Origin of the sequence: Humibacter sp. RRB41 (assembly GCF_022761015.1) — a bacterium.
Classification (GTDB): Bacteria; Actinomycetota; Actinomycetes; order Actinomycetales; family Microbacteriaceae; genus Humibacter.
Window position 1 is genome coordinate 1 of record NZ_JAKWJQ010000003.1, and the last position, 25,106, is coordinate 25,106.

The window sequence follows — 25,106 nt, forward strand, 5'->3', positions numbered from 1 at the left end:
CTCAGCGCCGATGGTACTGCAGGGGGGACCCTGTGGGAGAGTAGGACACCGCCGGACTCCTTTGCAAGAAGGGCCGCCCAGAAATGGGCGGCCCTTCTTGCGTTAACGGGTGTTTCGCGGATGACTCACTGAAGCGCGTACTCCGCGATGACGACACCGGTGTCGGACGTGACGCTGCGGCGTAAGTCGAGCTCCGTGCGGGTATCCCCGAAGAGTCGGATGCCCGTGCCGAGTACGAGCGGATGTATCAGAAGCACGAGAGTGTCGACGAGCGCGGCCGCAAGAAGCGACCGCACGAGTTCCCCGCTGCCCAGCACGGTGAGTGTTCCGTCGAGTTCCCTCTTCAGCTGGGCGACGGTCACCATCGCCTCGTCGGTCAGCGGTTGCGAGTTCGGGAAGGCGAGCCTGGCATCCGGATCGCGCGTCACGACGTACTTCTTCGCGTTGGTAAGTCTGGCCGTGAACGGATTCGGATCCGTAGTGAATGTCCAATACCCCAACACGTCGTCGTAGGTGCGGTGGCCGAAGAGCATGCCGGCGTCCTTCCCGTCACCCGAGAACGGGGCGGTGCTCGCATCCTGATACGGAACGGCCCATCCCCCATACGGGAATGCGCCGCGAGAGTCCTCGTCGGGTCGCGCGGGCGCCTGCACCACTCCGTCGAGCGTGATGCTTTCGAATGCGGTGATGGTCGCCATAGTGATCCTCCTTCGTGCGGCCGCGAACTGCGTCCTTGCGAAGTGAACGATCGACGGATGCCCCGATCGACACCGACCCGCCCGTGGCTGCGCTACTCGGCCGGCGGGAGCGATCAGCGGCGACGGAGCACCGGGCGTTCGGGTTTCTTCGTCTGAGTCGGCCGCGCGGAGTCCCGCGGACACAACGATGGGCCCCGGGCACGGATTCCGGGGCCCATCTGCTCGGGTGCGCTACCTCAGGTCGTCGCGTGCGAACAGCAGGTAGGCGGACGCCGTCCAGGTGTATGCGCGGTCGCGCAGACCTTGACCTGTGATGGCGTCGAAGTTCTCGGCGAATCCGGATTTCTCGCAGAGGCGCAGGAATCGCGCGCGTATCGAGTCGGCGAGTTCCACGTGCCCGGCTCGTCGTAGACCGTCTTCGACCAGCACGGTAGAGGGCGCCCAGATCGGGCCGCGCCAGTACCCGTCCGACTGATAGTCCTCGGATTCCACCGGCTCGGTCGCGACCCCGTGAGACGTCAGATGGGAGCTGACTCCGTTGGCGAGCACCATCGATGCCTCCGGCCCGAGCGTCTCGCCGAGAATGATGGGCAGCAGCGTTAGCAGGCTGCGTCGTTTCGCCTCCTGGCCGCCGGATGCCGCGACCGCGACGTACCCGTCCCCTCGCCAGAGCTCACCGAGCCCCGTCTCGACCTCCGCTGCGGCCGCTGACCAGAGCGAGGCATCCGCTGCGGTGTCGCCGCCGAGTTCACGAGCGAGGTCGGCGAGCACTCGCAGTTGGATCAGCAGGAACGCCGCGAGGTCAGGGGACTCGACGACTCGGTCGACGTCGAACGTCGTCGCGTTGTCCCATCCGCTGTCGTTGCCGTGCTGGTAGTGCGGGAGTGCGTGCCCCGGCACCCGCCGGCAATCCAGCCAGAATCGGCTCCACGCGGCGAGGCGCCGATAGATCTCGGGGAGCTGCGGGAGCACCAGTGACGCGGGCAGCACGCGGCGCAGTGCGGTGAACGCCCATCCGTGGATCGGCGGCTTCACATAGTTGTACAGCACCTCGGAGTGGGTTACCGAGTCCGGCAGCGCGCCCTCGTCCGTCTGATGGTCGAACGGCAACATGAACTGATCAAGTGCGAGTTCCGGCGCTCCGTCGGCGAGTGCCAGCGCGTTGAAGCAGTGGTCCCAGCTCCACACCTTGTCCATCCAGTGCTTCGACATCAGCACACCCTCGCGCTCGAGAAAGCCCGCTGGCGCCACCGTCGCCGACCACAGAACGTAGGCGGCGGCCGATGTCGCAGGAGCGCTCGGCAGCCGCCGAGGCGCCACCATCCCGAGAAAGCCGTTGAACTCTTCAGCGACAAGATCGCGCGCTTCCTCGAAGGACTGGCGCGCGCGATAGGGCGCGCGAGCGGTCTCGAATTCTTCGACCACGAGTTCCCACGCATCACCGCCTGCCTCGACTCGGCGCTCTGCGGCGCCCAACGACTGCGCACCGACGATGGCGATCTCGCCCTCGAGCGGGGTGATGCGATAGCGGCGGCCAGTCTCGTACGACGTGTACACGGCGGACCCATCGATCGGATCGCTGTAGAGATAGGTGCCCGTGAACGGCGTGAGTTCGGTGGCGGCCTCGGCGAAGCGCATCCCGAGCCCGCGTCCGCGGAACCGGATCGCATCCGTCGTCTCGAAGACCGCCTCGACCGTACCGGCCGGCGTCCGCCAAAGCAGGGATGCCGCGGTGCCGGTGAGTGAGGCATCCGCTCGCTCTTCGCCGGTACGGGGGGTGAGCCGCAAAACGGCGTGCATGCCGGTGGTGTGGGAAACGAGATGGATGTCCGCCTCGGTTCGCTGCAGCGCGACGACGGGTGAGAGGTCGAGCCACGACCCGCGGCGGCTGAACGGAATGGATCGCACGTCGAAGGTGAGAGCGGTGTCGTCTCGAACCGTGGAGCTGTGCGTTTCCGTCTCGGGCAGGGTGGTCATGGATGCCTTTCAGTCCTTCACGGCACCGGCGGTGACGCCGGCCGCAACGTATTTCTGCGCGACCACCAGGAGGATCGCGGCGGGAATGGATGCCACGACAGCGGTCGCCATGATCGCGTTCCACTGTTGGTTGTTGTTGCCGATGTAGCGGTAGATGCCCATCGTGATCGGCTGCAGCGCGCCACCACCGTCGAGGGAGTTGGCGAAGATGAAGTCGGACCACGCCCAGAGGAACGCGAAGAGCGAGACCGTCACGATCGAGTTGCGACTCACGGGCATCACCACGGAGCGGAAGGTGCGCCAGTGGCCGGCGCCGTCGATGGTCGCTGCTTGCAGAAGTTCGTTCGGGATGCCGCTCATGAACGCCGTGAAGATGAGCACGCCGAACGGGACGGCGATGGTCGAGTCGGCGAGGATGAGCCCAGGCACGCTGTCGAGCAGCCCGAGATTCAGGTAGATGGCGTAGAAGCCCATGGCCATGATCACGGCGGGGATCATCTGTGCGATCAGCAGGATGAAGTTGAGCGTTCCGCCGCCCTTCGGGCGTAGCTTCGCCAGCGAATACGCGGCGGGCGCCGACAGCACGACGGTGAGGATGACCGTTCCCAGGCCGATGATCAGGCTGGTGCCGAGAAACGGCAGCTGATCCGAGAACACTTGCTGGTAGCCCTCGAACGTGGCGTCGATCGGGAACAGGTTCGGCGGGTCTTTGCGCATGTCCGCCGTCTGCGTCAGCGAGACGTTGATCATCCAGTAGACGGGGAAGAGCATGACTGCCGTCAGGAGGACGCCGACAACGATGCGCCACCACGACCTGCGCGCACTCATGAGATGTCCATTCGCCGCTGAACGCGGATGTAGATGAGCCCGAAGACGAAGGCGATGATGATCAGCAGGTTGCCGACGGCGGCCGCCGGCGAGAAGGCGGGCAGGGTGGACCCGAAGCCTTGCTGGTACGCCCAGATCGCGAACGTCGTCGACGCGGTGCCGGGACCGCCTCTTGTCATGATCCAGATGATGTCGAACACCTTCAGGGTGTAAACGAGTCCGAGCAGGATGGTGATGGCCGATACCGGCCGCAGCAACGGGAAGGTGATGCGCCAGAATCGCTGCCAGCCGTTCGCGCCGTCGATCGAAGCCGCTTCGTAGACGTCCCCAGGAATGTTCTGCAGGCCGCTGTACAGGATGACCAGGTTGAAGGGGATGCCGATCCAGATGTTCGCGATCAGCACGGCGATCAGAGACCACTGCGGCGAGGTGAGCCAGTTGATGGCCGGAAGGCCGACCGCTTCGAGGAACGAGTTGACGACGCCCGAGTCGCTGTTGAGCATCCACGACCAGGTGGATGCCGAGACGAGCAGCGGCAGCAACCACGGCACGAGGAAGAGTGCTCGCAGCGTGCCGGAGAGCGGGAAGTGCCGATAGAAGAAGACGGCGAGGGCTAGCCCGATCGTGAACTGGAAGATGATCGAGACGACCGTGAACACGGCCGTGTTCCAGAGGGCCGGCGCGAACGTCGGGCTCTGGATGACCTCGATGTAGTTCGCGAACCCGACCCATTGCGCGTTGCCGCTGACGAACGCGGCGACGGTGTAGTCGCGGAAGCTCAGCTCGAGGTTGCGGAGCAGGGGGTACGCGTAGAAGACGAGCAGGTAGACGACGACGGGAGCGAGGAAGGCCCACGCGATCCACTGCGCTCGACGCTTGGCCTTGCGCGTTCCGGCCCGAAGCCGGGGAGCCGCCGGGCCGGCAGCTCCCCGCTCGGGGTCGGCTGCAGTCGTCCGGGAAGACAGCTGCGTTGACGACATGACATGGTCCTTCGGGTGATCGGCGTCCGCTGCCGCAGTCGATTCAGAGTCGATTCACCTGGGCAGCGAACATCGGGCGAGTGCTACTTGACCTTCGAGGCAGCCGCGGTCTGGGCCGCCTTCAGCGCGTCGGCGGGCGACTGGGAACCCGACAATGCGTTCTGCACCGCGCCCCACATCTGCTGGGAGATGATCGGGTAGTTGGTGCCGAGGTTGTCGCCGGTGCGTGCCTTGGCGCTCTGTACGGCGGTGACCCAGGGCTGCAGGCTCGGGTCGGCCTTGAGCTGCTGCGCCTGCGCGGTCTTGGTGGCCGCGATGTAGTTGAGCGTGTTCACCGTGTTGACGATGTTCTTCGTGCTCGTGAGGCAGGAGACGATCTTCGCGGAGGTCTTGTAGGTCGCGGCATCCTTCTGCGTCGGGATAGTGAAGAACTCCCCACCTGTCGGTGCGGGTGCCGCCGATCCGGCGGTCTCGCCCGGCAGAGGAACGACCTTGTAACCGGCCTGTGCCGCGCTGGCCTTCTGCCAGGTGCCGTTCTCGGCGAAGCCGAAGTCGCCGGTCTGGAACTCCTGCCAGCTGGTGGTCTGCGTATCGTTGATCACCGAGTTCGGGGCGAGGCCCTGCTTCACCCAGTTCGTCCAGAGCGTGAGTGCCGATTGCGCATCCGACGAGTCGAGGTTCTTCAGATTTGCGCCAGAGCCCCAGAACCAGGGAAGGAACTGGAACGAACCCTCCTCAGTGCCGATGCCGGCGAACGTGATTCCCTTGTGCCCGGATGTCACGACCTTCTGCAGTGCAGCGGTCAGGGTGTTCCAGTCAGTGACCGATGAGATATCGACGCCGGCGGCGGAAAGCACCTTCGGGTTGTAGTACAGCGCGAGCGTGTTCGCACCGATCGGCACCCCGTAGGTCTTGCCGTCGATGACGCCGGCGCCCAAGATGTTCGACGCGATGCCCTTGGTGGACAGACCGTTGTCGCTCGTGGTGGTCAGGATGCCCGCCGAGGCGAGCGTGGAGACCACAGGGTTGTCGACGAGCAGGATGTTCGGCGAATTGTGTTGCTGACCCGCCAGGAGTGCTTTGTTCGTCAAATCGCTCGTGTCGTAGGCGCTGCGCTTGATCGTGACACCCGCCTCGGTGCCGCACTTCTGGATCACCTTCGCCCACGCGGACGAGTTGTTGTACTGCGGGTATGGGTCCCAGAACGTGTAGGTTCCGCCTGCGCTCGAGCTGCTGCCCGAGCCGCTGCTGCTGCATCCTGCGAGGGCTGCAGCGGCGAGGCCCGCCGTCAGGATGGCCGCGCCGACAGCGCGGACTTTGCGGATCTTGTCCACGGTATTTCCTCTCTGAAATGTGATGTGCTCTTATCGGCAGTGATCCGTGCACGCGCCGTGGTGACCGTCAAACAGCTCGGGTGCTGCCCCGGTCGGTGATCTCCGGTACAACCAACTCAAGAACGTGCCCTTCTGTTTCGGGCTTGTTCAGTCGCTTGACCAGGGTTTGGACCGCACTGCGGCCCAGCTTGTCCGGCGACGACTCGACCGCTGTGTAAGGCAGCGAGAAGAGCCGGCCGAAGTCTTCGGAATAGAGACCGACGACCGAGAGATCGTCGGGTACGCGTACTCCGCGCGCGTGCAGCACTGCAGGGAGGGCCGCGATGGCCGCGTCGTTGTGAACGACGAGTGCGGTCGCCTCTGGGCGCTCGTCGAGGATGCGATTCAGCTGCTCGTTCAGTCCAGGCTGCTGGGTCTGGCCCGGGTAGGAGAAGACCCGGATGCCGTGCCGCGACGCCCGCTCCAATGCCGCGTCCCTGAAGCGCCACGCATATGCATACCCACGCTCGTATACGTGCTCGTTCGGGGTGATCAGAACGACTTCGCGATGACCCAATTGGGCTAGGTGGTCGACGAGGAGGCGTGCCGACTCCGCGAAGTCGAGATCGAAGACGTCGAATCCGTCCGTCGTACGCGGGAGGCCGACCATCGCGCCCGGCTGCCGGATGTTCCGCAGTATCGGCAGCCTCGGGTCGTCGTGCGCAACGTTCAGCAGTACGACTCCGTCAACCATGTTCGATGACGCAATGCGTTGGAGGGCGTGCGGCCCGTCGGCTTCTGTCACGAACAGGGTGTCGTATCCAGCAGATCGGGCAGCCTCGGTGATCGGCAGAACGTACTGGAGCATTGCGGGCGAGAACTCGTCGGGGAGGAACTGCACGAACAACCCGAGCACGTGCGTCTGCGACGAAGCGAGTGCCCTAGCGCCCGCGTTCGGCGAGAAGCCGAGCTCGGCGATCGCCTTCTCGATTCGGTCACGGGTCTCTTGGGAGACAGGCCGTTTGCCGGAAAGGGCGTACGACACCGTGCTCAGCGAAACTCCGGCAAGACGGGCGACGTCTGCGCTCGTAGCCACGGTGGCCTCCTCATCGAAGCGCATAGTCGAAGCGCGTCGATGGGAGTGTATGCACATCGGTCATGCGATCGCAAGTTCGTTGCAAACACTGGGATGCACGGGCCAGCTGAATGCGTCGCGATGATGGCAGGCGGCAATTGGGGTCATCGAAGCGCATAGTTTCTGTTCTTGACGCGGCTCGGTGATCCGGATAGCGTCCACTCCAGGCACGTTCCAGGAGTCATCGCGCGGGCACAGCCCCGTGGTGGTTCAGGTTCGTGTCGTGTTGAAGTGAGTTCCTGCTCACGCACTGGCCGCACGGAATGTCGAGGATGTGCGCGGACCGGACGACGATGGCCGTCACGGGGCGAGCACGATCCGACGCATGGCCAGGATCGTGTAGGCGCGGAGACGTGGTTGTCGCCGAGCGTGCACGTTGCCCCTGAACGATGCGCCGTGCGTTGCAGGCGGTGGGTCGTCCCCTCCACAACGACGGAGAACGAAAACACACCATGCCTCGAATCACAAGGGCGACTCTCGAGCGCGCCCCACATCATCCACGTTCCGCGAATGTGCTCACTCGATCTCTCGCCATGATGGGCGGCCTTGCCGTGCTGGCAGGCGGATCGTTGGTGGCCACGGGGACGGCATCCGCCGATCCGACCGCGGCCACGACTCTCACGGTCAGTGCCGACCAAACACTCCGTCCAGTGACGCACGTGGCATCCGGGGCGCTGTACGGTCTCGCGGATGCCTCGACGCCGTCGGATGCGCTGGTCGAAGCGACGCATCCGAACACCTTCGTGCAGATGGCGCCCGGCGGAAGCCAGCTGCCCAACGGCGAGCCCGCGCCCGCCGGCGATTCGCTTGTTGTCGCGCCGGAGGCGGCGAAGGCCGGCGCCAAGGTCGTGGTGCGCATGTCGGACTGGTATCCGAACTTTCCGTACAAGTGGGTGAGTTGGTCCGACTGGCTGGGTGCGGTCGACACGCAGATCAAGGTGATCCAGGCATCCGGCGACACCAACATCTCCGCGGTCGCGCCGTGGAACGAGCCTGACTGGACGTGGAACACGGCGGCTGCCGGCTCGTTCAACGACGGTTGGACGCGCACGGTGAAGGAGATCAAGTCGCTCGATCCGACGATTCCGATCCAGGGGCCGAGCTACTCCGACAACATCTCGGGCATGCAGAGCTTTCTCGAGAACGCCGTCGCGACGAACACGGTGCCCGACATCATCGCGTGGCACGAGTTGGAGAGCTCGAGCCACATCGCTACCGACATCGCGACCGTGACCTCGATCGAGAAGAGTCTCGGAATCGCGCCGCGACCCATTGCCATCGAGGAATACGGCACCACCTCTGAGGTCGGTGTTCCCGGTGCACTCGTCGGCTATATCGCGAAGTTCGAACGTTACGGAGTGAACAACGCCGAGCTCGCGTTCTGGAACCACTACGGCACACTCGGCGACACGCTGACCGACACGGGAGGCTCGCCCAACGGTGCCTACTGGCTCTACACCTGGTACGGCCAGATGACCGGCAAGATGGTCGTCACCACGCCGCCGTCGCAGACCGGACTGGACGGTGCGGCATCCGTCACTGCGGATAAGAAGCAAGTCAGCGTCATCTTCGGTGGCGGATCGGGCTCGACAGCCGTGAAGGTAACAGGGCTGAACAAGCTCGCGCTCGGCAACCGAGTGAACGTCAAGCTCGAGTACACGCCATCGAAGGGCCGAACGACGGCGGTCGCCGGCCCGATCACCATCTCGGACAGCACGTATGCCGTGGGCAGCGGAAGCATCACCGTGCCCGTCACGATGAACGCCGCCAACGGATACCATCTCGTGATCACGAAGGCATCGAAGACGGCGAGCATCGCAGGCACGTACACGCTCGGCAACGCGAACAGTGGACTGCTACTGGACGCCCCGGGCACGACCTCAGGGACGGCTGCGGTTCAGGCGACGGCGAGCGGCTCGAAGTCGCAGTTGTGGACGCTGGCGGATGCCGGTTCAGGGCTCTACACGATCACCAACCGGGGCAGCGGGTTGCGTCTCGGCGTGAACGGAAGCTCGGACACCGGGGCGGCGGCGGTCGCAGAGACCCGATCGTCGGCATCCGATCAGCTCTGGCAGGTCATCCCGGACGGAAACGGACACGACAAGATCGCGAATTACGACAGCGGTCTGGTGCTGGGCGTGATCGATCAGAGCACGAGTTCGGGCGCGAAGGTCATCCAGTGGTCGGACGGTCAGGCCACCTCGAGCTGCGGAGCGACAGGGGAGCGTGCGGTCGGCGAGATCGGCAATGCCGTTCAGTTGTGCGGCAATGGCGAATACGTGAACATGCCCAACGGCATCGCGAGCTCTCTCACCGGTGATTACACCGTCTCGGAGTGGGTGAACCCGGCTGCCGATATCGCATGGTCGAGAGCCTTCGACATCGGAACCGGCACGACGGATTACCTCTTCCTCACTGTCAACGCCGGAACGGCACCGCGATTCGCGATCACCACCGGCGGTCCGGGGGCGGAACAGCAGATCAATGCGACATCCGCTCTGCCGCTGAACCAGTGGTCGCTGCTGACCGTGACCGTCTCCGGAACGACCGGCACGCTGTACGTCAACGGAACGGCGGTCGGAACGAACACGAATCTGACGCTCCATCCGAGCCAGCTCGGCGCGACGAACCAGAACTGGCTCGGGCGTTCGCAGTACAACGACCCTGAGCTGAACGGCACCGTGGATGACTTCAACATCTACGATCGCGCGCTCAGCGCATCCGAGGTGGCGACCCTCGCATCGGGTAAGGCCGGCAACGGCGATGTCGTGCACTACGCGTTCGACGAGGCGGGTGGTGCGACGGCGAAGGACTCGTCCGGGAACGGGCAGGATGCCACGATCGTGTCCGACCCGCAGGCGACCGGCGCGAACGTATCGTCACCCGATCAGCTCTGGACGCTGACCAAGGCGACGGCTCCGGCCGCACCGACAGCGGTCACCGCGACCACGGGCGACACGTCGGCACGCGTGGCCTGGACGGCACCGGCATCCGATGGTGGTTCGCTCGTCACCGGGTACTCAGCGAAGGCCACGCCCGGCGGCAAGACCTGCACGGCGACGACTGCCACGGACTGCGTGATCACCGGCTTGAAGGACGGAAGGTCGTACACGTTCCAAGTGCAGGCTACGAACGCGCTCGGAGCGTCCGCGTGGTCGAGCTCGAGTGCGCCGATCACGTTGTCGTACCCGGCAGGAGGCATGGATGTCTCCCTGTCCGTCTCCGCGAAAGCTCAGTGTGTCAACGGTGCGCCGTCGCTGGCCGTGTACGTTGCGAACAAAGAGGCAGTGCCGGTGGACGCGAAGGTGACGAGTGTGCTCGGTTCGACATCGGTGTCGGCGCTCGCCGCCGGTGCGGCGAAGTACCTCACCTACGCAGGTCACGGACCGGTGCTCGGTGCGGGGAAGGCATCCGTTGTCACGACGAAGACCGTCGGTGGCAAGAAACACTCGACGACGTATGAGGTTGCGTACGACGCCGTGAGCTGCAAGTAGGGCCTCCGGTGGTCGAGTAGCGCGCGGCCGCAGACCGCACGCGTATCGAGACCCGATTGCGGATCTCGATACGCGTCGCCTCGGCGGCGCTACTCGATCAGCGGGTCAGCCCAGCGACTCGAAGACCGTGCCGTCGCCGAAGGTGGCGACGCCCCCGGCGACGGATGCCGGCACCTCGAACACGACGATGCCGCTCGCCTGCTGGCCGGCGCCGAGCGTGACCTCCGGCATCTGGTTGCTCGCGTCGTACATGGCCGTCGCGTGCGAGTACACGTTGCCGCTCGAGTCGGTGAAGCTGGCGTCGTAGGCGACTGTGCCGGCATCCACACCGGCATCCGTCGCCTGCACATTCACGATGAAGGCCACGTACTTCTTGCCGGCGTCGGGGGCGTCGAACTCGTCGTATCCGGTCCAGTTGCCGTCGAAGCCGGTGACCCACTCCGTGTAGTCGGCAGTCGTGCCGTCCAGGCGGTTGGTCGTCTGCATCGACGTCTTCGTGCCCGCTGCATACGGGTTGTCGTAGCTCTGACCGACCGTCGCGGCCTTCTCCGCTGCTGCGGCGTCGGCGGCGGCTTGGGCATCCGCGGCGGCCTGGGCATCCGTTGCCGCTGCATTGTGCCCGTTCTCGCAATCGATGATCGCGAGCGCGAGGGTGTAATCGCCCTCGCACTTCGCCTGCAGCTCGAGCTTCTTCTGAGTGGTCTTCGCCTTCGGGATGTCCCCGCGCAGGCACTCGTTGCGGGCATCCGTGTGCGAGAACGCCTTCGCGCACGCCACGGCGGTGGCTGTGTCGATGCGGGGTGCTGCGACGGTGTTCCACGCGAGAATGCCGACGCCCACGAACAGGGCGACGACGAGAATCGATGCCGCGGCATACGCGGCCGAACGCAGCCCCTTCGGCTGCGAGCTGAACTTCTTCATGATGGTGAGTCCTTTGGTGCAGAGGGCCGCGGTCGGCCCCGAGTCCAGCCGCGCTGCTGTGCTGCGGCACCCGCCGAGTGGCGAATATTGCAGGATGCCCGAGGCCACTGACATTTCCTCAGGTCTGGTCGGTGACATGTGCGCGAGGAGTCGGCTTCGGTGACTATTACCGACACTTATGTCGCTAAGTGTCGGTAAGGCTGCAGGCGATTCTCGCAACAGGGGAGGACGCATGGCCGACATCGTGAATTCCCTTCTGGCCGCGCGGTTTCAGCGTGCGGCGAAGCTCGCGGCGCGGGACCCCAGCGAGTGGGCGGTCGCCGGAGGCACTGATGTCGTGTTCACGGTTGCGTTGCGCCTATCGACCGGGCGGGACGCGTTCGCCGATCAGGTCGGAGCGTTGACGTGGGAGTACGCGGTAGCCGCGTTGTGTGGGGGAGAGCCGAACATGCGGAATCCGACTTTGCGAATCCGTGACTTTTAGTCTGCGTTTCCGTGACTGCATGAGTGCGAATCCGTGACTTTGTTGATGCGTTTCCGTGACTTTGGGCTTAGTCTCTCGCTATGGCACCCTTGCGTCCGCGTCATATCACCACCTTCGCCAACGAGGCATTGGACACCTTTCCCGCCGTGATCATTGAGGGTGCACGGCAGGTCGGCAAGAGCACCACCGCGGGCGAACTCGCCCACGGCAGGGAGTCGGTGGTGCTCACCCTCGACGACGAGGATGTCCGCGCAGCGGCAATACGCGATCCGGCAACTTTCGTTGCACAGGCAGGCAGCGGAACACTGGTCGTCGATGAGATTCAGCGCGCACCCGATCTGCTGCTGGCGATCAAGGCGTCAATCGATCGAGACCGAAGGCCGGGGCGATTTCTCCTCACCGGATCGAGCGACATGCTCCGGATGCCCGGCGCACCCGAAAGCCTCGCAGGTCGCGCGGTCACGGTCGCGCTCGACACGTTCAGCCAAGGTGAGCTGCTCAATCGAGTGGACGACTTCGTCTCGCGAGTCGCCAACAATACGAATGTGCTCACGGGCTTTGAAACCGACTTCGATCGCCAGGCATTGGTGGACCGGATCGTCACCGGCGGGTACCCGGAGGCACAGTCTTTGTCGACACGAATGCGTGATCTGTGGTTCGACGCCTACGCAACGCGTCTCGTCACGCGTGATTCGCGCGAACTCACTCGGGCATCCGATCCAGCGCGGCTCGCAGCGTTGCTCCGATTGATCGCCGCGAACCAGTCAGGAGAGCTCGTCAGGGCACGGTTGGCACGCGACGCGTCGATGCCGGAGACTGCAGCGTCGGTGGCACTCGACCTTCTGCAGACGATGTTCCTCATTGGCCTACTTCGCCCATGGACGCCAAACCTTACCAGTCGTGAGGTGGGGCGGCCTAAGGCCATCGTGATGGACCCCGGTCTAGCAGCCCGGCTCGCTCGGCTCCCGGCATCGGCGCTCGCCTCGCCTTTGGGCTCGCCACATTTGGGCGGTCAAGTGGAGGGCTTCGTCGTGTCCGAGCTTCGCAAGCAGTCGAGGTGGGCCAGCCGTCCACACGAGCTCTTTCATTTTCGAGATCGAGCGGGACTCGAAGTCGACGTCGTCGCCGAACTCGACGATGGTCGCGTCGTCTGCATCGAGGTGAAGGCAGGCGCGACGGCCAAGTCCGAGCATTTCAGTGCTCTCGCATCGTTGCGGGATCGGCTGGGCGACCGGTTCGTTGCCGGCATCGTGCTCAATACCTCGCAACGCGCGCTACCTTTCGGCGATCGCCTCTGGGCCGTGCCGGTCCCGGCGCTGTGGGAGGTGTAAGCGACCGGCGAGAGCGCCGATGGCCGGCGCCGGGGCGCCCCCGTCGTCGGTTGAGTAGCGCCACCTGAAGGGAGACGCGTATCGAAACCCGCCACGCGGCATTCAACCGCGCGAGGGTTTCGACACGCGCCTGCGGCGCTGCTCAACCGGGGTCGGGCGCGCTACTCGACCAGCGGAGGGGGAGGCGCCTGCTCCAGCGCGAGCGCCGCGTTAGCGGCATCCACGCGGGAGGTGTCGGCGGTGACCCGGTGCAGGGCGCTGCGGGCGGCATCCACCTCGCCGGTGTTCTGCTGCTCCAGCGCGAGGGCGTGCTCGGACTGGGCGACGAGCTGCGACCAGTGCTGGCGCGCCGCGTCGGCGTTGAGTGCTGCCTGGCGCACGGCGGTGGCGAACTGGCGAAGGCGCTGGCCGTCATCCGGATTGCACGTGATCACCGCCGCGAACGCGTCGCTCTGGATGAGCAGGTAGAGCTCGCGGGCGTCGTGCATGCGGGTCTTCTTGGCGACGCCACCTACGATGGCGCCGACCGGTCCGAAGAGCAGTCCGCCGGCCGCGATGCGGGTGAGGGTGGAGCGGCTGCTCGTGGCGAGGTTGCCGGCCGTGTCGACGGTGGCCATGACGGATGCCGTCAGCGCGAACGTTCCCTGCGGCACCGTGATCGCGGTGGGGCTGACGCTCGCGGAGCCGTCCTTGCCGCGGTAGTGCGCGATGCGATGGTTGCCGAACGTCTGCGCCTGGGTGAGTGCCTTTTCGGATGCCTTCAGTCGCGCCGAGCGCGCCTTGGTCGCGGCATCCAGAGCCTTTTCGGCCGAGCGGATGCTTGTTTGATAGGCGAGTCGAGCGTCGTGCTGCTCGCGCTCGGCGGGTGACATCGCGGCGATGCGGGCATTCGTGCGATTGCGGCGGTGCAGCCAGAGCGCCAGTACGGTCGCGCCGGCGGCGATGAGCGCGACCAGCACGATGAGCGCGCCGATAGCTGCTGCCGGATCGCCCGCCGCTGTGGAGACGATGCGGTCGACGACAGCAGGGCCGGTGCCGTCGGTGGTTGGGCCTCCAAGAGTAGGAATGGGGCGGAACTTGAGTGCTCCCTTTATCAACGGGAGGCGGCCCGCAAAAGCAGGCCGCCTCTGAACGGAGTGCGGGTGAGCGCCGGTGGCAGTCTTCTAGGCGGCGTCCTCGCCCTCCGGGGGCTCCAGCTCGGCGAACTTGGCCTGCATGGTCGGGTTGCCTTTGGTGAGCTTCTTGACACTGAGGCCTGTTGCCTTGTCACTGGCAAGCCGGAGATTGTTCCCAGAACCCAGCAGACCCTCCTTGACCTTCTGGAGGCGGTCGATGGCTGCGTCGATGTCCTTGATCGCCGCATCGAACTTGCGCTTGGCGAGGTCGACATTCCGACCGAATCCCGACTTGAACTCATCGAGCTCGGCCTCGAAGTTGGTGATGTCGATGTTCTGCTTCTTCACCTGCTCCAGCTCCGACTTGACCAAGATGTTCGTCTGAGCGGCATTGCGCAGCAGTGCGATGATGGCCAGGAAGAACTGCGGACGGATGACGAACATCTTCGGGTAGAGATGCGAGACATCAGTAATGCCGGTGTAGAGCTCGGAGTCTTCCTCGAGCATCGACACGAGCACCGCGTACTCGCATCCCTTGTCATTCCGGTCCTTGTCGAGCTTCGCGAGGAAGTCTGCGTTCTTCTTCTTGCTGGCGGTGAGGTCCGCCTCGTTCTTCATGTCGAACATGATCGAGATGTATTCGACGCCGTCGCTGAATTCCCGGAAGATGTAGTCACCCTTCGTGCCGCCCGACGTGTCGTTGTCCTTCCCGAACTCGGCGTTCTGGAAGCCGAGCGAGCGTGCACGGTTGAACTCGTTCTCGCAGTGCTGTTCGAGGGTCTCGCCGAGCAATTTGACGGACAGCTTGGCCTTCATGTCCTTGTAGCGCTCGATGAGCTCATCCTTGACCGCGAGTTCCTTAGAGTGCGATTCCCGGAGAGCGGCATCCTGCGCCAGCTGCTCAGCCTTGTTCACCGCCAGCTGCTTCTCGGCCTCGCTGAGCTGTTCCTGTGCCGTAGAAACGGCCTTGGTGACCGCGAGCTCTCGCTGGGTTGCCGCCTGCTCCAGTTCGGACTTCAGCCGCTCGATGACGGCGTCCTTCTCCGAGGCAGCCTTCTGCGCCTGCTGTGCGACCTTCGTCTCCGCAAGCTCCTTGGCGGTGCCGGCGTTTGTGAGCTCCGTTGTGAGCCGCTGAATCTCGGCATCCTTCTCGGCGCTGGTCTTCTGTGCCTCCTGGGCGGCCTTCGCTTCCGCGAGCTTGATTTCGGCGGCCTTGACCTTCTCGGCCTCGGCCAGGCGAGTGTGGAGATCCTTCTCGAACTCCGCCGTGCGTACCTGCTGCGCGATGTCGGCGTACTCCGCCTCGTCGATGGTGAATGCGGTCCCGCAGCGGGGGCATTTGATCTCTCTTGCGTTCATGTCGATCCTCCGATCGTGTGTGCGGACCGCAGTGGGAGCGCCGGAGAGTCCCTTGCGGTGACGGCGAGTGCCGCCGGGGCAAGGATGGCGAATCTTCGTCGTCATTGCGCAATCTATACTGATAACCCCCATTATCAGCAGGCGATCACAGCCCAATCGGAACTCGGCTAGATTCCTTCTATGTCCTCGACTGCGCCGCTTCTCATTGACCTGGCCGGCATCGCCCGGCTGGCCGATGTACGGCGACCGGTGGCGTCCGTCTGGCGCACGAGGTTTGCATCAACAAACGATCCGTTTCCGGCGATCGCGTCGGAGCGTGGCGGGCAAGCACTTTTTGATGCGATGTCGGTCGCGCAGTGGCTCGTGCGTACCGAGCACGGGAACAACGGTGATGTCGTGGCGGATGCAGCCGCATCCGCCGCCCCCAGCGAGTTCGACTTCTCGAATACGTCACATATTGCTGCCGTCGATGCTCTTCTCGCCTTGCGTGCGGCTTCCGGCAAGCCCGTTGGCGAGCTGACGGCTCGTGAGCTGCGCGAAGCGGCTGTTGCCGCCGACCCCGAAGACTCCTGCTTGGTGGCCGAGATCGGCCCAGTCCAGGACGCATGGGGAGAGTGGGCCGACCTGTTGGCCGACGCTGCCTATTCACCGGCCGGAGCATCCGAGCTCCTCGAACGCAGACACAAGGCCACTACGCCCTCGGCGGGATCCGCTGGGCCGTTGTCGGCAGAGGCGGAAGCGCTCGTGGTCGCACTCGTGCACGCGCTCGCGGTCGACCGCCCGGCGAGTCTTGTCGTCAACGACGGGCTGGCTCCGTCGCTCGCCTCCGAGCTCGTCGGCCAACTGAACGATGATGTCGAGGTCGTGGCCTCGTCGCAGCCAGAAGGGCGGCGTATTCGACGCAGGCTTCTCTGTGCCGGCCTCATTTCACCCATTGAGCACATCGTCTCGGGGGGACCCCGGCTGAGTGTCGAACGGCTGCCGTTGAGTGGGGCTACGTCTGCTTCTGAGATATTGCAGGCTGTAGACGAACTCGCGCTGGGCATGAAGGATCAGGACCGTGCGATCGTAGTGGCTCCAGCGACTGTGTTGGCCGGGCCGCTTGCGACTGATGCCAACCTCGCTCGTACTGACGTGCTGAGAACCGGTCGGGTGCGGGCGATTGTGAAACTTCCCGCCGGCCTCGTGGTCTCGTCTCCACGTGAGCACCTTGCGCTCTGGGTGCTGGGGCGCGAGACGGGACATGTCGCTGTAGCAGATCGCGTCACTGCCGTCGCTGGACTCACTGACAACGCGCTGACCGAAGCCTCACGGTCTGACCTCATCAACGATGTCCTTGCAGCGTTGGGTAGCGTCCAGGGCATGCGTTCTCACGCATTCCGCTTTGCACGGCTGGTCCGCACCAGTTCGTTGATCGCTTCGCGGGGGCCCCTTGTTCCAGACACCGGCGCACCAAGGGCACAAAGGTTGCCGGCGCGCGACTTACCGGCTCTCCTCGACCAGGCACACCTCAGCCTTGGTGAGGACGCTCCTGCGGCGGAACCAGTCCCGGCTTCAACGCCCGCTCTGACGCGTACCGGGGCGGAGGAACTCATCACCGGACGGCACCTCCGTGTCATCTCTGGCACTCGCCTTTCGGCCGATGAGGTCACCGAATCCGGTCTCGTCGTGGTCGGCGTCGACGACCTTGACGATCCGTCACGGATCGGTCAGCGGCGGCTCGAACCTCTCGCCTTCGCAGGCAAACATCCCTCAACCCACCTCACAGTTGCCGGTGACGTGGTATTCCGAACGTCGCCGACTGCGAAGGCGTGGGTCGATCCCGACGGCTCAAAGGTTGTGGCCTACCCGGCGAGAGTACTGCGGATCAGCGCTGCGGATCCTGGTGGGCTTGTGCCGGAGATCATCGCCGCCGACATCAACCGTTCGGCCGGCGGCCCCGCGTCGTGGCGGCGCTGGCAGCTGCGCCGTGTCCCACCGATCCTGACCGCGCCGCTTCGCACAGCCCTCGTCGACCTCGCCGCACGTCGTGAGTCACTTCTACGACGCACGCGAGCTCTCGACTCGTACACCGAACTACTTACCGATGCCGTTGTCGCTGGCGTCGTGGCATTTCCGCACACAGACACCGACGCTGAAACCAAACACTGAAGGACACTATGGTTCGCACTCCGAAAGCAATCGCGCCGACGCCGTCGACGATGAAGGAGCTGAAAGACACGCTCTGGAAGGCCGCCGACAAGCTTCGCGGCTCGATGGACGCGTCGCAATACAAAGACGTGATCCTCGGTCTGATCTTTCTCAAGTACGTCTCCGACGCCTTCGATGAGCGTCGCGCGCAGATCCGGACCGAACTCGCCGACGACGGCTACGACGAGGAGCAGATCGCTGAGCTTATCGGCGACACCGACGAGTACACCGGTCGCGGTGTCTTCTGGGTGCCGGCCAGCGCACGGTGGTCGTTCCTGGCCGAGCACGCGAAGGGCCTCGGGCCCTCGCTCGACGCACCCGAAAAGTCGATCGGACTCCTCATCGACGAGGCGATGGATGCCGTAATGCAGGCAAATCCGCAACTGGCGGGCACGCTTCCTCGCATCTTCAACCGCGACAACGTCGATCAGCGTCGGCTCGGCGAGCTGCTCGACCTGCTTAATTCCGCTCGCTTCGCCGGACAGGGTCAAGCAGGAGCATCGGGGCGACGCGCTCGCGACCTCCTCGGTGAGGTGTACGAGTACTTCCTCGAGAAGTTTGCGGCGGCCGAAGGCAAGAGGGGTGGGGAGTTCTACACACCCGCCGGAGTCGTGCGAGTGCTTGTCGAGCTGCTGCAGCCAACCGATGGGCGCGTGTACGACCCGTGCTGTGGGTCGGGTGGCATGTTCGTGCAGGCCGAGCGCTTCATCGACGCACACCACGGCGAGGGCGCCGACATCTCGGTGTACGGCCAGGAACTCAACGAGCGTACTTGGCGCATGGCGAAGATGAACCTTGCGATCCATGGACTCTCCGGCAACCTCGGATCGCGGTGGGGCGATACTTTCGCGCGCGACCTGCACCCGGAGCTGCAGGCGGACTTCGTCATGGCGAACCCGCCGTTCAACATCAAGGACTGGGCACGCAACGAGTCCGACCCGCGCTGGAAGTACGGGGTTCCCCCTAGCGGGAACGCCAACTACGCGTGGATCCAGCACATCCTCTCCAAGCTCGCTCCGGGAGGCCAGGCGGGCGTTGTGATGGCGAACGGCTCGATGTCAACGAACTCGGGGGGAGAGGGCCAGATCAGGGCGGAGATTGTCGAGGCAGACCTTGTCTCCTGCATGGTCGCGCTACCGACGCAGCTGTTCCGCTCTACAGGCATCCCGGTGTGCGTCTGGTTCTTTGCGAAGGACAAGGCTGCCGGAGATGGAGGCGCGACCGATCGTACGGGCCAGGTGCTCTTCATCGACGCACGTGCTCTCGGGCACATGGTCGACCGCGCCGAGCGGGCGCTGAGCGACGAGGACATCGCGAGGATTGCCGGCACGTTCCATGCGTGGCGAGGCATCGAATCGGGTCCCGCTGCCATCGCGGTACCCGACGGCTACGCGGACGTCGCAGGCTTCTGTCACTCGGCGACTCTTGCCGAGATCAAGACTGCCGACTACGCGCTGACACCCGGACGTTACGTTGGCGCCGCCGAAGTTGAGGATGACGGTGAGCCGATCGAACAGAAGGTCACTCGGCTGCGAGGCGAGCTTGAGAAGCAGTTCGCCGAGTCGGCGCGGCTGGCGGATGTCGTGCGCGAGCAGCTCGGGAGGATCGATGTTTGAAACCACGCTCGGCGCACTTGCCAACGCGAACGTGCTTGATCTTGGTGACGGATATCGCACCAAGCAGGCAGAGCTCGCGACCGGCGGCTTTCGGATCATTCGTGTGGCTGACGTCAGGGGCGGCCGAATCGGCCTTGAGAGTCCGGACTTTGTCAGCGATCAGTATGCAAGGCAGATCGGATCTAAGGTTGCAACTCCTGGTGACGTACTGCTCACCACGAAGGGCACGATCGGAAGAGTTGCCATCGTTCCAGATGTGGTCTCGCGGGCCGTCTACTCGCCTCAACTTTGCTGGTTCCGCATAAAGAAGCCCGATGTGGTGAATGCCCGCTACCTGAGCTACTGGCTGCAATCGCCAGCGTTCCGAAGACAGTCATCACACATGCAAGGAAACACGGACATGGCTCCGTACATCAGCTTGTCTGACTTGCGGACTGCGAGTATCACGATCCCACCTCTCTCCGAGCAGCAGGCGATCGCCGAGGTGCTGAGCGCCCTCGACGACAAGATCGCTGCTAATGCCTCTTTCAGTGAGAGCGCCATTGCTATGGCACGCATCGAGTTTCGCGCGAGAGCTTCGACGATTCCGTACGGGGCGCAGACATTCTCGGATCTTGCCGAGATCAGTGGAGGCGGTACCCCTAGTACGAAGAACCCGTCCTTATGGGATGGCTCGATTCATTGGGCTACACCGACGGACCTAACTGCCCTGGCCGGCCCCTATCTCGAGTCGACTTCGCGAACCATTACTGAGTCCGGCCTTAAGTCCTGCAGCTCGAAACTATTTGAGCCCGGCGCAATCCTGATGACATCTCGGGCCACGATCGGCGTGCTTGCAGTGAATGGCAGTCGAACCGCCGTAAATCAGGGATTCATTGTCGTCGAACCACACGACGAGGCCCTGCGCTGGTGGCTATTTCATGAGATGGAAAGTCGTGTTGACGAATTTATCTCATGGGCGAATGGTGCCACATTCTTGGAGTTGAGCAGAGGCAACTTCAGGAAGCTACCTCTGCGGGTACCGGATTCGATCACTCTCGCTGCTTTTGACTCGGTGGCCGAACCTCTTCATGCACTTGCCCGCGCGAAGCTTAAGGAGAACCGCATCTTGACTGAGACCCGCGACGCGCTTCTTCCGCAGCTGATGTCGGGCAAGCTGCGCGTCCGCGACGCGGAGGCAGCGGCATCCGCCGCGGGCGTGTGAACACGCCGAGTTGCGTCGCCGGCCAGTGAAGTGGGGTACAACATGACGACCGATCGAAAAAGCAAGGCGGACGCGATGAAGAACGAACCGATACCCGAGGGCACCGACGCGCTCGTCATCGACGATGCGCCGTTCATCGAGGCGAACAGTCAGGCGAAGTCGCGGTATGGGCGCTTCAATCTCGCGATCGTGGGGGGCACGGGCGTAGGAAAGTCATCGCTCGTCAACGCCGTGTTCGGACGGGATCTGGCCAAGGTTGGCTTGGGGCTGCCCGTGACTCGTGGCGTGCAGTACTACCACGACTCATCCCTGGGCATCTGGGACATCGAGGGCTTCGAGATCGGTTCGGCCATCCCACCGGGCGAGCAGTTGAAGGCTCACCTGAAGGTGATCTCCGAACGCGCCAGGGATCAGCAGATTTCGGTCGTCTGGTACTGCGTCAAGTCCAATGAAGACCGCCTCACGGCGGCCGACATCGCGATGATTCGTGAACTGGACGTCGCTGGCCTGCCGGTGATCCTCGTGCTCACGAAGGTGGACTGGACAAAGAATCCTGTCACAGGCAAGAGAGTCGTACCCGGAGACGTCAAGAAGTTCCTCGCGTGGTTGGAGATCCCCATCGATGAGAACGACGAACCCATTGACATCCCTTACCGACGAGTTCTCCTGACCTCCACGCGGGACAAGCACGGAAAGGGCAAGGGACATGGGCTCGGTGAGCTCGTGGCCGAGACGCTGGCACTCTCGCCAGAAGACGAGAAGGATGCGTTTCGTATCGCGCAGCGACTCAACCTTCCCTGGAAGCGTGAGATGGCTCGCCCGGTCATTGCAGCCGCTGCAGGAGCAGCTGCCGCGGCTGCAGCGGTCCCCGTTCCGGTTGCGGATGCGACGGTTCTGGCGCCGATCCAGTTGACGATGATGGGTCGCATCGCAGCCATCTATGACCTTGAACTCACGACAATGCTCTCCACCGGCGCCATCGCTCAGCTGGGAGTGCAGATCACGGGACAGGCGCTGGCGCGTAGCTTTCTCAAATTGATCCCGGGCGCCGGGAGCGTCATCGGGGCGGGGGTAGCTCTCGCTCTCACCGCGGCCACCGGCCAGGGCTGGCTTCAGCTGTGCGAGCGAGTGCACACGGGCAAGATCGACCTGGACAAGGTCAGTGAATCGTGGGGCCACTACGCCCCCAACTTCCTCACCGTCATTCGCAAGATGACCGAACAACGGATGGCGAAACCATGACCGGCATCTCTGAATCGGACTGGGAGCTGGCCGCACTCGACATCCTTGCCGAACCGCTCCTGTGGACGCCGAAGCGCGGCGAGGAGATCGCCCCGGGCTCGGGTGAACGCGAGACCTGGGACGAACTCCTCATCCGTCCGAGGCTGCTCGAGGCGATGCGCCTCTTGAATCCCACGGTCCCGGCGCCGTTCCTGCAACAGGCGATCTCGGAGATCGCGGCGCCGACGTCGCAGGACGCGATCACCGAGAACCATCGCATCCACCAGTACCTGGTCGACGGCTACCCGCTCAGTTACATCGATAGCGACGGCGTCGAGCAGAACCCCCGCGTGCGCTTGCTCGGTGAAGCGGACCAGAACGACTGGCTGGCGGTCAATCAGGTCACGATACGGCAGGGCGACCTGCACCGCAGGTTCGACGTCGTGCTCTACGTCAATGGAATGCCCATGAGCATCGTCGAGCTGAAAAAGGCCGGAGCCGCGTCAACCGGGGTGGCTCCCGCGCACGCCCAATTGCAGACGTATCTGCGGGAGTTTCCGTCGGCGTTCCGATTCTGCGTTTTCACTCTCGTGAGCGATGGGATCGACGCCAAGTACGGCACACCATTCACGCCGCTCAACCACTTCGCGCCGTGGAATGTCGATGACGATGGTGCCCCGTTGAAGCAACCGCGTATCGAGGGCGTGGTCGACGTGCTTCCGCTGGATGACGCACTCGACGGTCTCTACAACCAGGAGCGCTTCCTACAGCTCGTGCGCAACTTCACGGCCTTCGACGAAGGCGCCGAGGGCCTCGTCAAGCGCATCGCGAAGCCGCACCAGTACTTTGCCGTCACCAAGGCGGTCGGCAGCACGATCCAGGCGGTCGAGACCAATGGCAAGGCCGGCGTTGTGTGGCACACCCAAGGCTCGGGCAAGTCCATGGAGATGGAGCTGTACACGAACCTTGTGACGCGGCATCCGAAACTCAAGAATCCCACGGTGGTTGTCGTCACGGACAGGAATGAACTCGACGGTCAACTGTTCCAAACATTCGACCGCAGCCTTCTTCTCGCTGAAAAGCCCGTGCAGGTACGGGAACGAGCACAGCTGCGCGATGAACTCAGCCAGCGAGTAACCGGCGGAGTCTATTTCACGACGCTTCAGAAATTCGGTCTCACGGAAACCGAGAGGCACTCCGGCACGCAGCATCCGCTCCTCACGAATCGCCGCAACGTCATCGTCATTGTCGACGAAGCCCACCGCAGCCACTACGATGACCTCGATGGCTATGCCCGTCACCTCCGCGATGCTCTGCCGAACGCGACACTGATTGCCTTCACCGGCACGCCGATCTCGTTCGCTGAGCGCAACACGCAAGCCGTCTTTGGTGACTACATCGACATCTACGATCTGACCCGAGCCGTGGATGACGGCGCAACCGTTCCCGTGTATTTCGAGCCGCGGCTCATCAAAGTGTCCTTTGCCGACGACACGAGCGACGAGGACATTGACCGCGCCGCGGATGAGTACACGCTCGGCCTGGACGACACTGAGCGCGCCAGGATCGAAGCATCCGTCGCCGTTGTTAATGCGGTCTACGGGTCGCCCGAGCGGATCCAAACCCTCGCGGAAGATCTCGTCGCTCACTGGGAGGAGCGCCAGGCTCGCATGATCCCCTTCATTGGGTCACCGGGAAAAGGTCTCATCGTCGGTGGGACACGAGAGATTTGCGCCCGGCTCTACACGGCGATCATCGCTTTGCGGCCCGAGTGGCACTCCGATGCACTTGACCAGGGAAAGATCAAGGTCGTCTACTCGGGATCCGCCACTGACCAGCCGCCAGTCAGCGACCACGTGCGCCGTGACTCTGCGAACGCCGCGATCAAAGATCGCTTGAAGGATGCCTCGGATGAACTCGAACTGGTGATCGTCAAGGACATGATGCTCACCGGATTCGACGCACCACCCCTTCACACGCTCTACCTGGATCGCCCTCTCAAGGGCGCACTACTGATGCAGACGCTCGCCCGGGTGAACCGCACCTTCGAGGGAAAAGAGGACGGGCTCCTCGTTGCCTATGCACCCCTGGCAGACAATCTCGCCAAAGCACTCTCTGAGTACACGGTCGAGGATCAAGCAAACAAACCGGTCGGCCGGGACGTCGACGAAGCGGTAGCGATCGCCACGGAGCTCGTGGCGCAGATTCGAGAAATGCTCGCGGGGTGCGACTGGCGTGCCGTCCTGCGACGAGGTGGTCACCGCCCCTTGATCGCGGCGGCAACGGTTGCGACGAACTACCTTCGCGACGCCGCGAACCCGCTGAACGACCCGGAACTTGGCACAGATCGGCTGGCAAATCGCTATCGTGCCGCGAGCGGAAAGCTGGCTCGTGCGTGGGCGCTCAGCTCGGGCCGAGCGGGACTCGCCGAGCTTCATGACGAGATCGCCTTCTACGAGGAAGTCCGCATATGGATGGCGAAGTTCGACGCCATGGAACGTCAGGCTCGCGACGAGCCGGTGTCCGAAGAGATCGAACGGCTGCTCGGCGGCTTGGTCGCCGAGGCCGTGTCGACGGGCGACGTGCTCGACATCTACGACGCTGCTGGCCTGCCACGACTCTCGCTGGACGATCTCGGCCCGGACTTTGTTGCAAGGGCGCAGGCGATCCCGAACGCACATCTCGCGATCGAGGCATTGCGCAAGTCACTTGTCGATGCCGGATCGTCCGCAACGCAGGGAAACCTGATCCGACAGCGAGCGTTCTCGGAGCGAATCGCCGAGATCATGAAGCGCTATACAAACCAGCAGCTCTCGGCGGCTGAGGTCATCGCGGAACTAGTCGAACTTGCGAAGGAAGTCGCTGCAGAGGCATCCCGTGGTGAGCACTTCTCTCCGCCGTTGTCGAACGACGAGCTTGCATTCTACGACGCCGTTGCACAGAACGAGTCGGCCGTCACGATCCAGGGTGGAGACGTTCTGGCTCAGATCGCCCGGGAACTTGTCGCAGTGATGCGTCGCGACGTGCGGACTGACTGGACGGTGCGTGACGACGTGCGCGCGAAGCTGCGATCATCGATCAAACGGCTGCTGGTCAAGTACAAGTACCCACCGGATAAGCAGCCCGAGGCCATCAAGCTCGTTATGGACCAGATGGAGTCGATGGCACCGCGGTACGCGGATGATCGTCGGACCGAATCCTAATGTCGCGTGAGATCACCGGCAGACCCGGCGTCATGTT

17 protein-coding genes are annotated in these 25,106 nt (G+C 64.0%); 8 read left to right on the forward strand and 9 right to left on the reverse strand.

Annotated features, from left to right (window positions below; all coding sequences use genetic code 11):
• Positions 1-125 precede the first annotated feature (125 nt).
• From MJ603_RS08690 to MJ603_RS08715, 6 genes are all read right to left on the reverse strand, one after another.
• The gene (locus MJ603_RS08690; RefSeq protein ID WP_243063317.1) at positions 126-698 is read right to left on the reverse strand and encodes a dihydrofolate reductase family protein; all 573 of its coding nucleotides are present in this window, start codon (positions 696-698) and stop codon (positions 126-128) included.
• Between the two features lie 231 nt (positions 699-929).
• Positions 930-2,675, reverse strand: a complete 1,746-nt coding sequence (locus MJ603_RS08695; RefSeq protein WP_243063318.1) for an amylo-alpha-1,6-glucosidase — start codon at positions 2,673-2,675, stop codon at positions 930-932.
• Positions 2,676-2,684: 9 nt separating this feature from the next.
• Positions 2,685-3,503 carry a carbohydrate ABC transporter permease gene (locus MJ603_RS08700; protein WP_243063319.1) on the reverse strand — a complete coding sequence of 273 codons (819 nt, stop codon included), beginning with the start codon at positions 3,501-3,503 and terminating at the stop codon, positions 2,685-2,687.
• On the reverse strand, positions 3,500-4,483 hold the full coding sequence (locus MJ603_RS08705) for a carbohydrate ABC transporter permease (protein ID WP_243063320.1): 984 nt from the start codon (positions 4,481-4,483) through the stop codon (positions 3,500-3,502). Before MJ603_RS08705 ends, MJ603_RS08700 begins: the two co-directional genes overlap by 4 nt.
• Positions 4,484-4,566: 83 nt before the next feature.
• The gene (locus MJ603_RS08710) at positions 4,567-5,817 is read right to left on the reverse strand and encodes an extracellular solute-binding protein (protein WP_243063321.1); all 1,251 of its coding nucleotides are present in this window, start codon (positions 5,815-5,817) and stop codon (positions 4,567-4,569) included.
• Between the two features lie 67 nt (positions 5,818-5,884).
• A complete protein-coding gene (locus tag MJ603_RS08715) occupies positions 5,885-6,892 on the reverse strand; it encodes a LacI family DNA-binding transcriptional regulator (RefSeq protein ID WP_243063322.1) in 1,008 nt (335 codons plus the stop codon).
• Positions 6,893-7,383: 491 nt separating this feature from the next.
• Here MJ603_RS08715 and MJ603_RS08720 point away from each other — a divergent pair, with 491 nt between their 5' ends.
• Positions 7,384-10,425 carry a LamG-like jellyroll fold domain-containing protein gene (locus tag MJ603_RS08720; protein WP_243063323.1) on the forward strand — a complete coding sequence of 1,014 codons (3,042 nt, stop codon included), beginning with the start codon at positions 7,384-7,386 and terminating at the stop codon, positions 10,423-10,425.
• Positions 10,426-10,530: 105 nt separating this feature from the next.
• On the opposite strand, the gene MJ603_RS08725 is transcribed toward MJ603_RS08720, so the two are convergent.
• On the reverse strand, positions 10,531-11,346 hold the full coding sequence (locus MJ603_RS08725) for a DUF4352 domain-containing protein (RefSeq protein WP_243063324.1): 816 nt from the start codon (positions 11,344-11,346) through the stop codon (positions 10,531-10,533).
• A 232-nt stretch (positions 11,347-11,578) separates the two neighbouring features.
• Here MJ603_RS08725 and MJ603_RS08730 point away from each other — a divergent pair, with 232 nt between their 5' ends.
• Both MJ603_RS08730 and MJ603_RS08735 read left to right on the forward strand, forming a co-directional pair.
• Positions 11,579-11,830 carry a hypothetical protein gene (locus MJ603_RS08730; protein WP_243063325.1) on the forward strand — a complete coding sequence of 84 codons (252 nt, stop codon included), beginning with the start codon at positions 11,579-11,581 and terminating at the stop codon, positions 11,828-11,830.
• Between the two features lie 80 nt (positions 11,831-11,910).
• The gene (locus MJ603_RS08735) at positions 11,911-13,161 is read left to right on the forward strand and encodes an ATP-binding protein (protein ID WP_243063326.1); all 1,251 of its coding nucleotides are present in this window, start codon (positions 11,911-11,913) and stop codon (positions 13,159-13,161) included.
• Between the two features lie 161 nt (positions 13,162-13,322).
• Here the strand turns inward: MJ603_RS08735 and MJ603_RS08740 are convergent, their stop codons facing one another.
• Entirely contained in the window at positions 13,323-14,258 is a 936-nt protein-coding gene (locus tag MJ603_RS08740; RefSeq protein WP_243063327.1) for a hypothetical protein, read from the reverse strand.
• Positions 14,259-14,324: 66 nt separating this feature from the next.
• Entirely contained in the window at positions 14,325-15,635 is a 1,311-nt protein-coding gene (locus tag MJ603_RS08745; protein ID WP_243063328.1) for a DUF2130 domain-containing protein, read from the reverse strand.
• A 342-nt stretch (positions 15,636-15,977) separates the two neighbouring features.
• Here MJ603_RS08745 and MJ603_RS08750 point away from each other — a divergent pair, with 342 nt between their 5' ends.
• From MJ603_RS08750 to MJ603_RS08770, 5 genes are all read left to right on the forward strand, one after another.
• Positions 15,978-17,786, forward strand: coding sequence for a hypothetical protein (locus MJ603_RS08750; RefSeq protein ID WP_243063329.1), 1,809 nt, complete (start codon positions 15,978-15,980; stop codon positions 17,784-17,786).
• 50 nt (positions 17,787-17,836) lie between these two features.
• Positions 17,837-19,441, forward strand: a complete 1,605-nt coding sequence (locus MJ603_RS08755; RefSeq protein ID WP_243063330.1) for a class I SAM-dependent DNA methyltransferase — start codon at positions 17,837-17,839, stop codon at positions 19,439-19,441.
• Positions 19,434-20,645 carry a restriction endonuclease subunit S gene (locus MJ603_RS08760; RefSeq protein WP_243063331.1) on the forward strand — a complete coding sequence of 404 codons (1,212 nt, stop codon included), beginning with the start codon at positions 19,434-19,436 and terminating at the stop codon, positions 20,643-20,645. Before MJ603_RS08755 ends, MJ603_RS08760 begins: the two co-directional genes overlap by 8 nt.
• A 75-nt stretch (positions 20,646-20,720) precedes the next feature.
• Positions 20,721-21,887, forward strand: a complete 1,167-nt coding sequence (locus MJ603_RS08765) for a GTPase (protein ID WP_243063332.1) — start codon at positions 20,721-20,723, stop codon at positions 21,885-21,887.
• Positions 21,884-25,069: a type I restriction endonuclease subunit R gene (locus MJ603_RS08770; protein ID WP_243063333.1), complete on the forward strand. Its 3,186-nt coding sequence runs from the start codon at positions 21,884-21,886 to the stop codon at positions 25,067-25,069. The genes MJ603_RS08765 and MJ603_RS08770 overlap by 4 nt, the downstream gene beginning before the upstream one ends.
• The last annotated feature ends 37 nt before the right edge of the window (positions 25,070-25,106 follow it).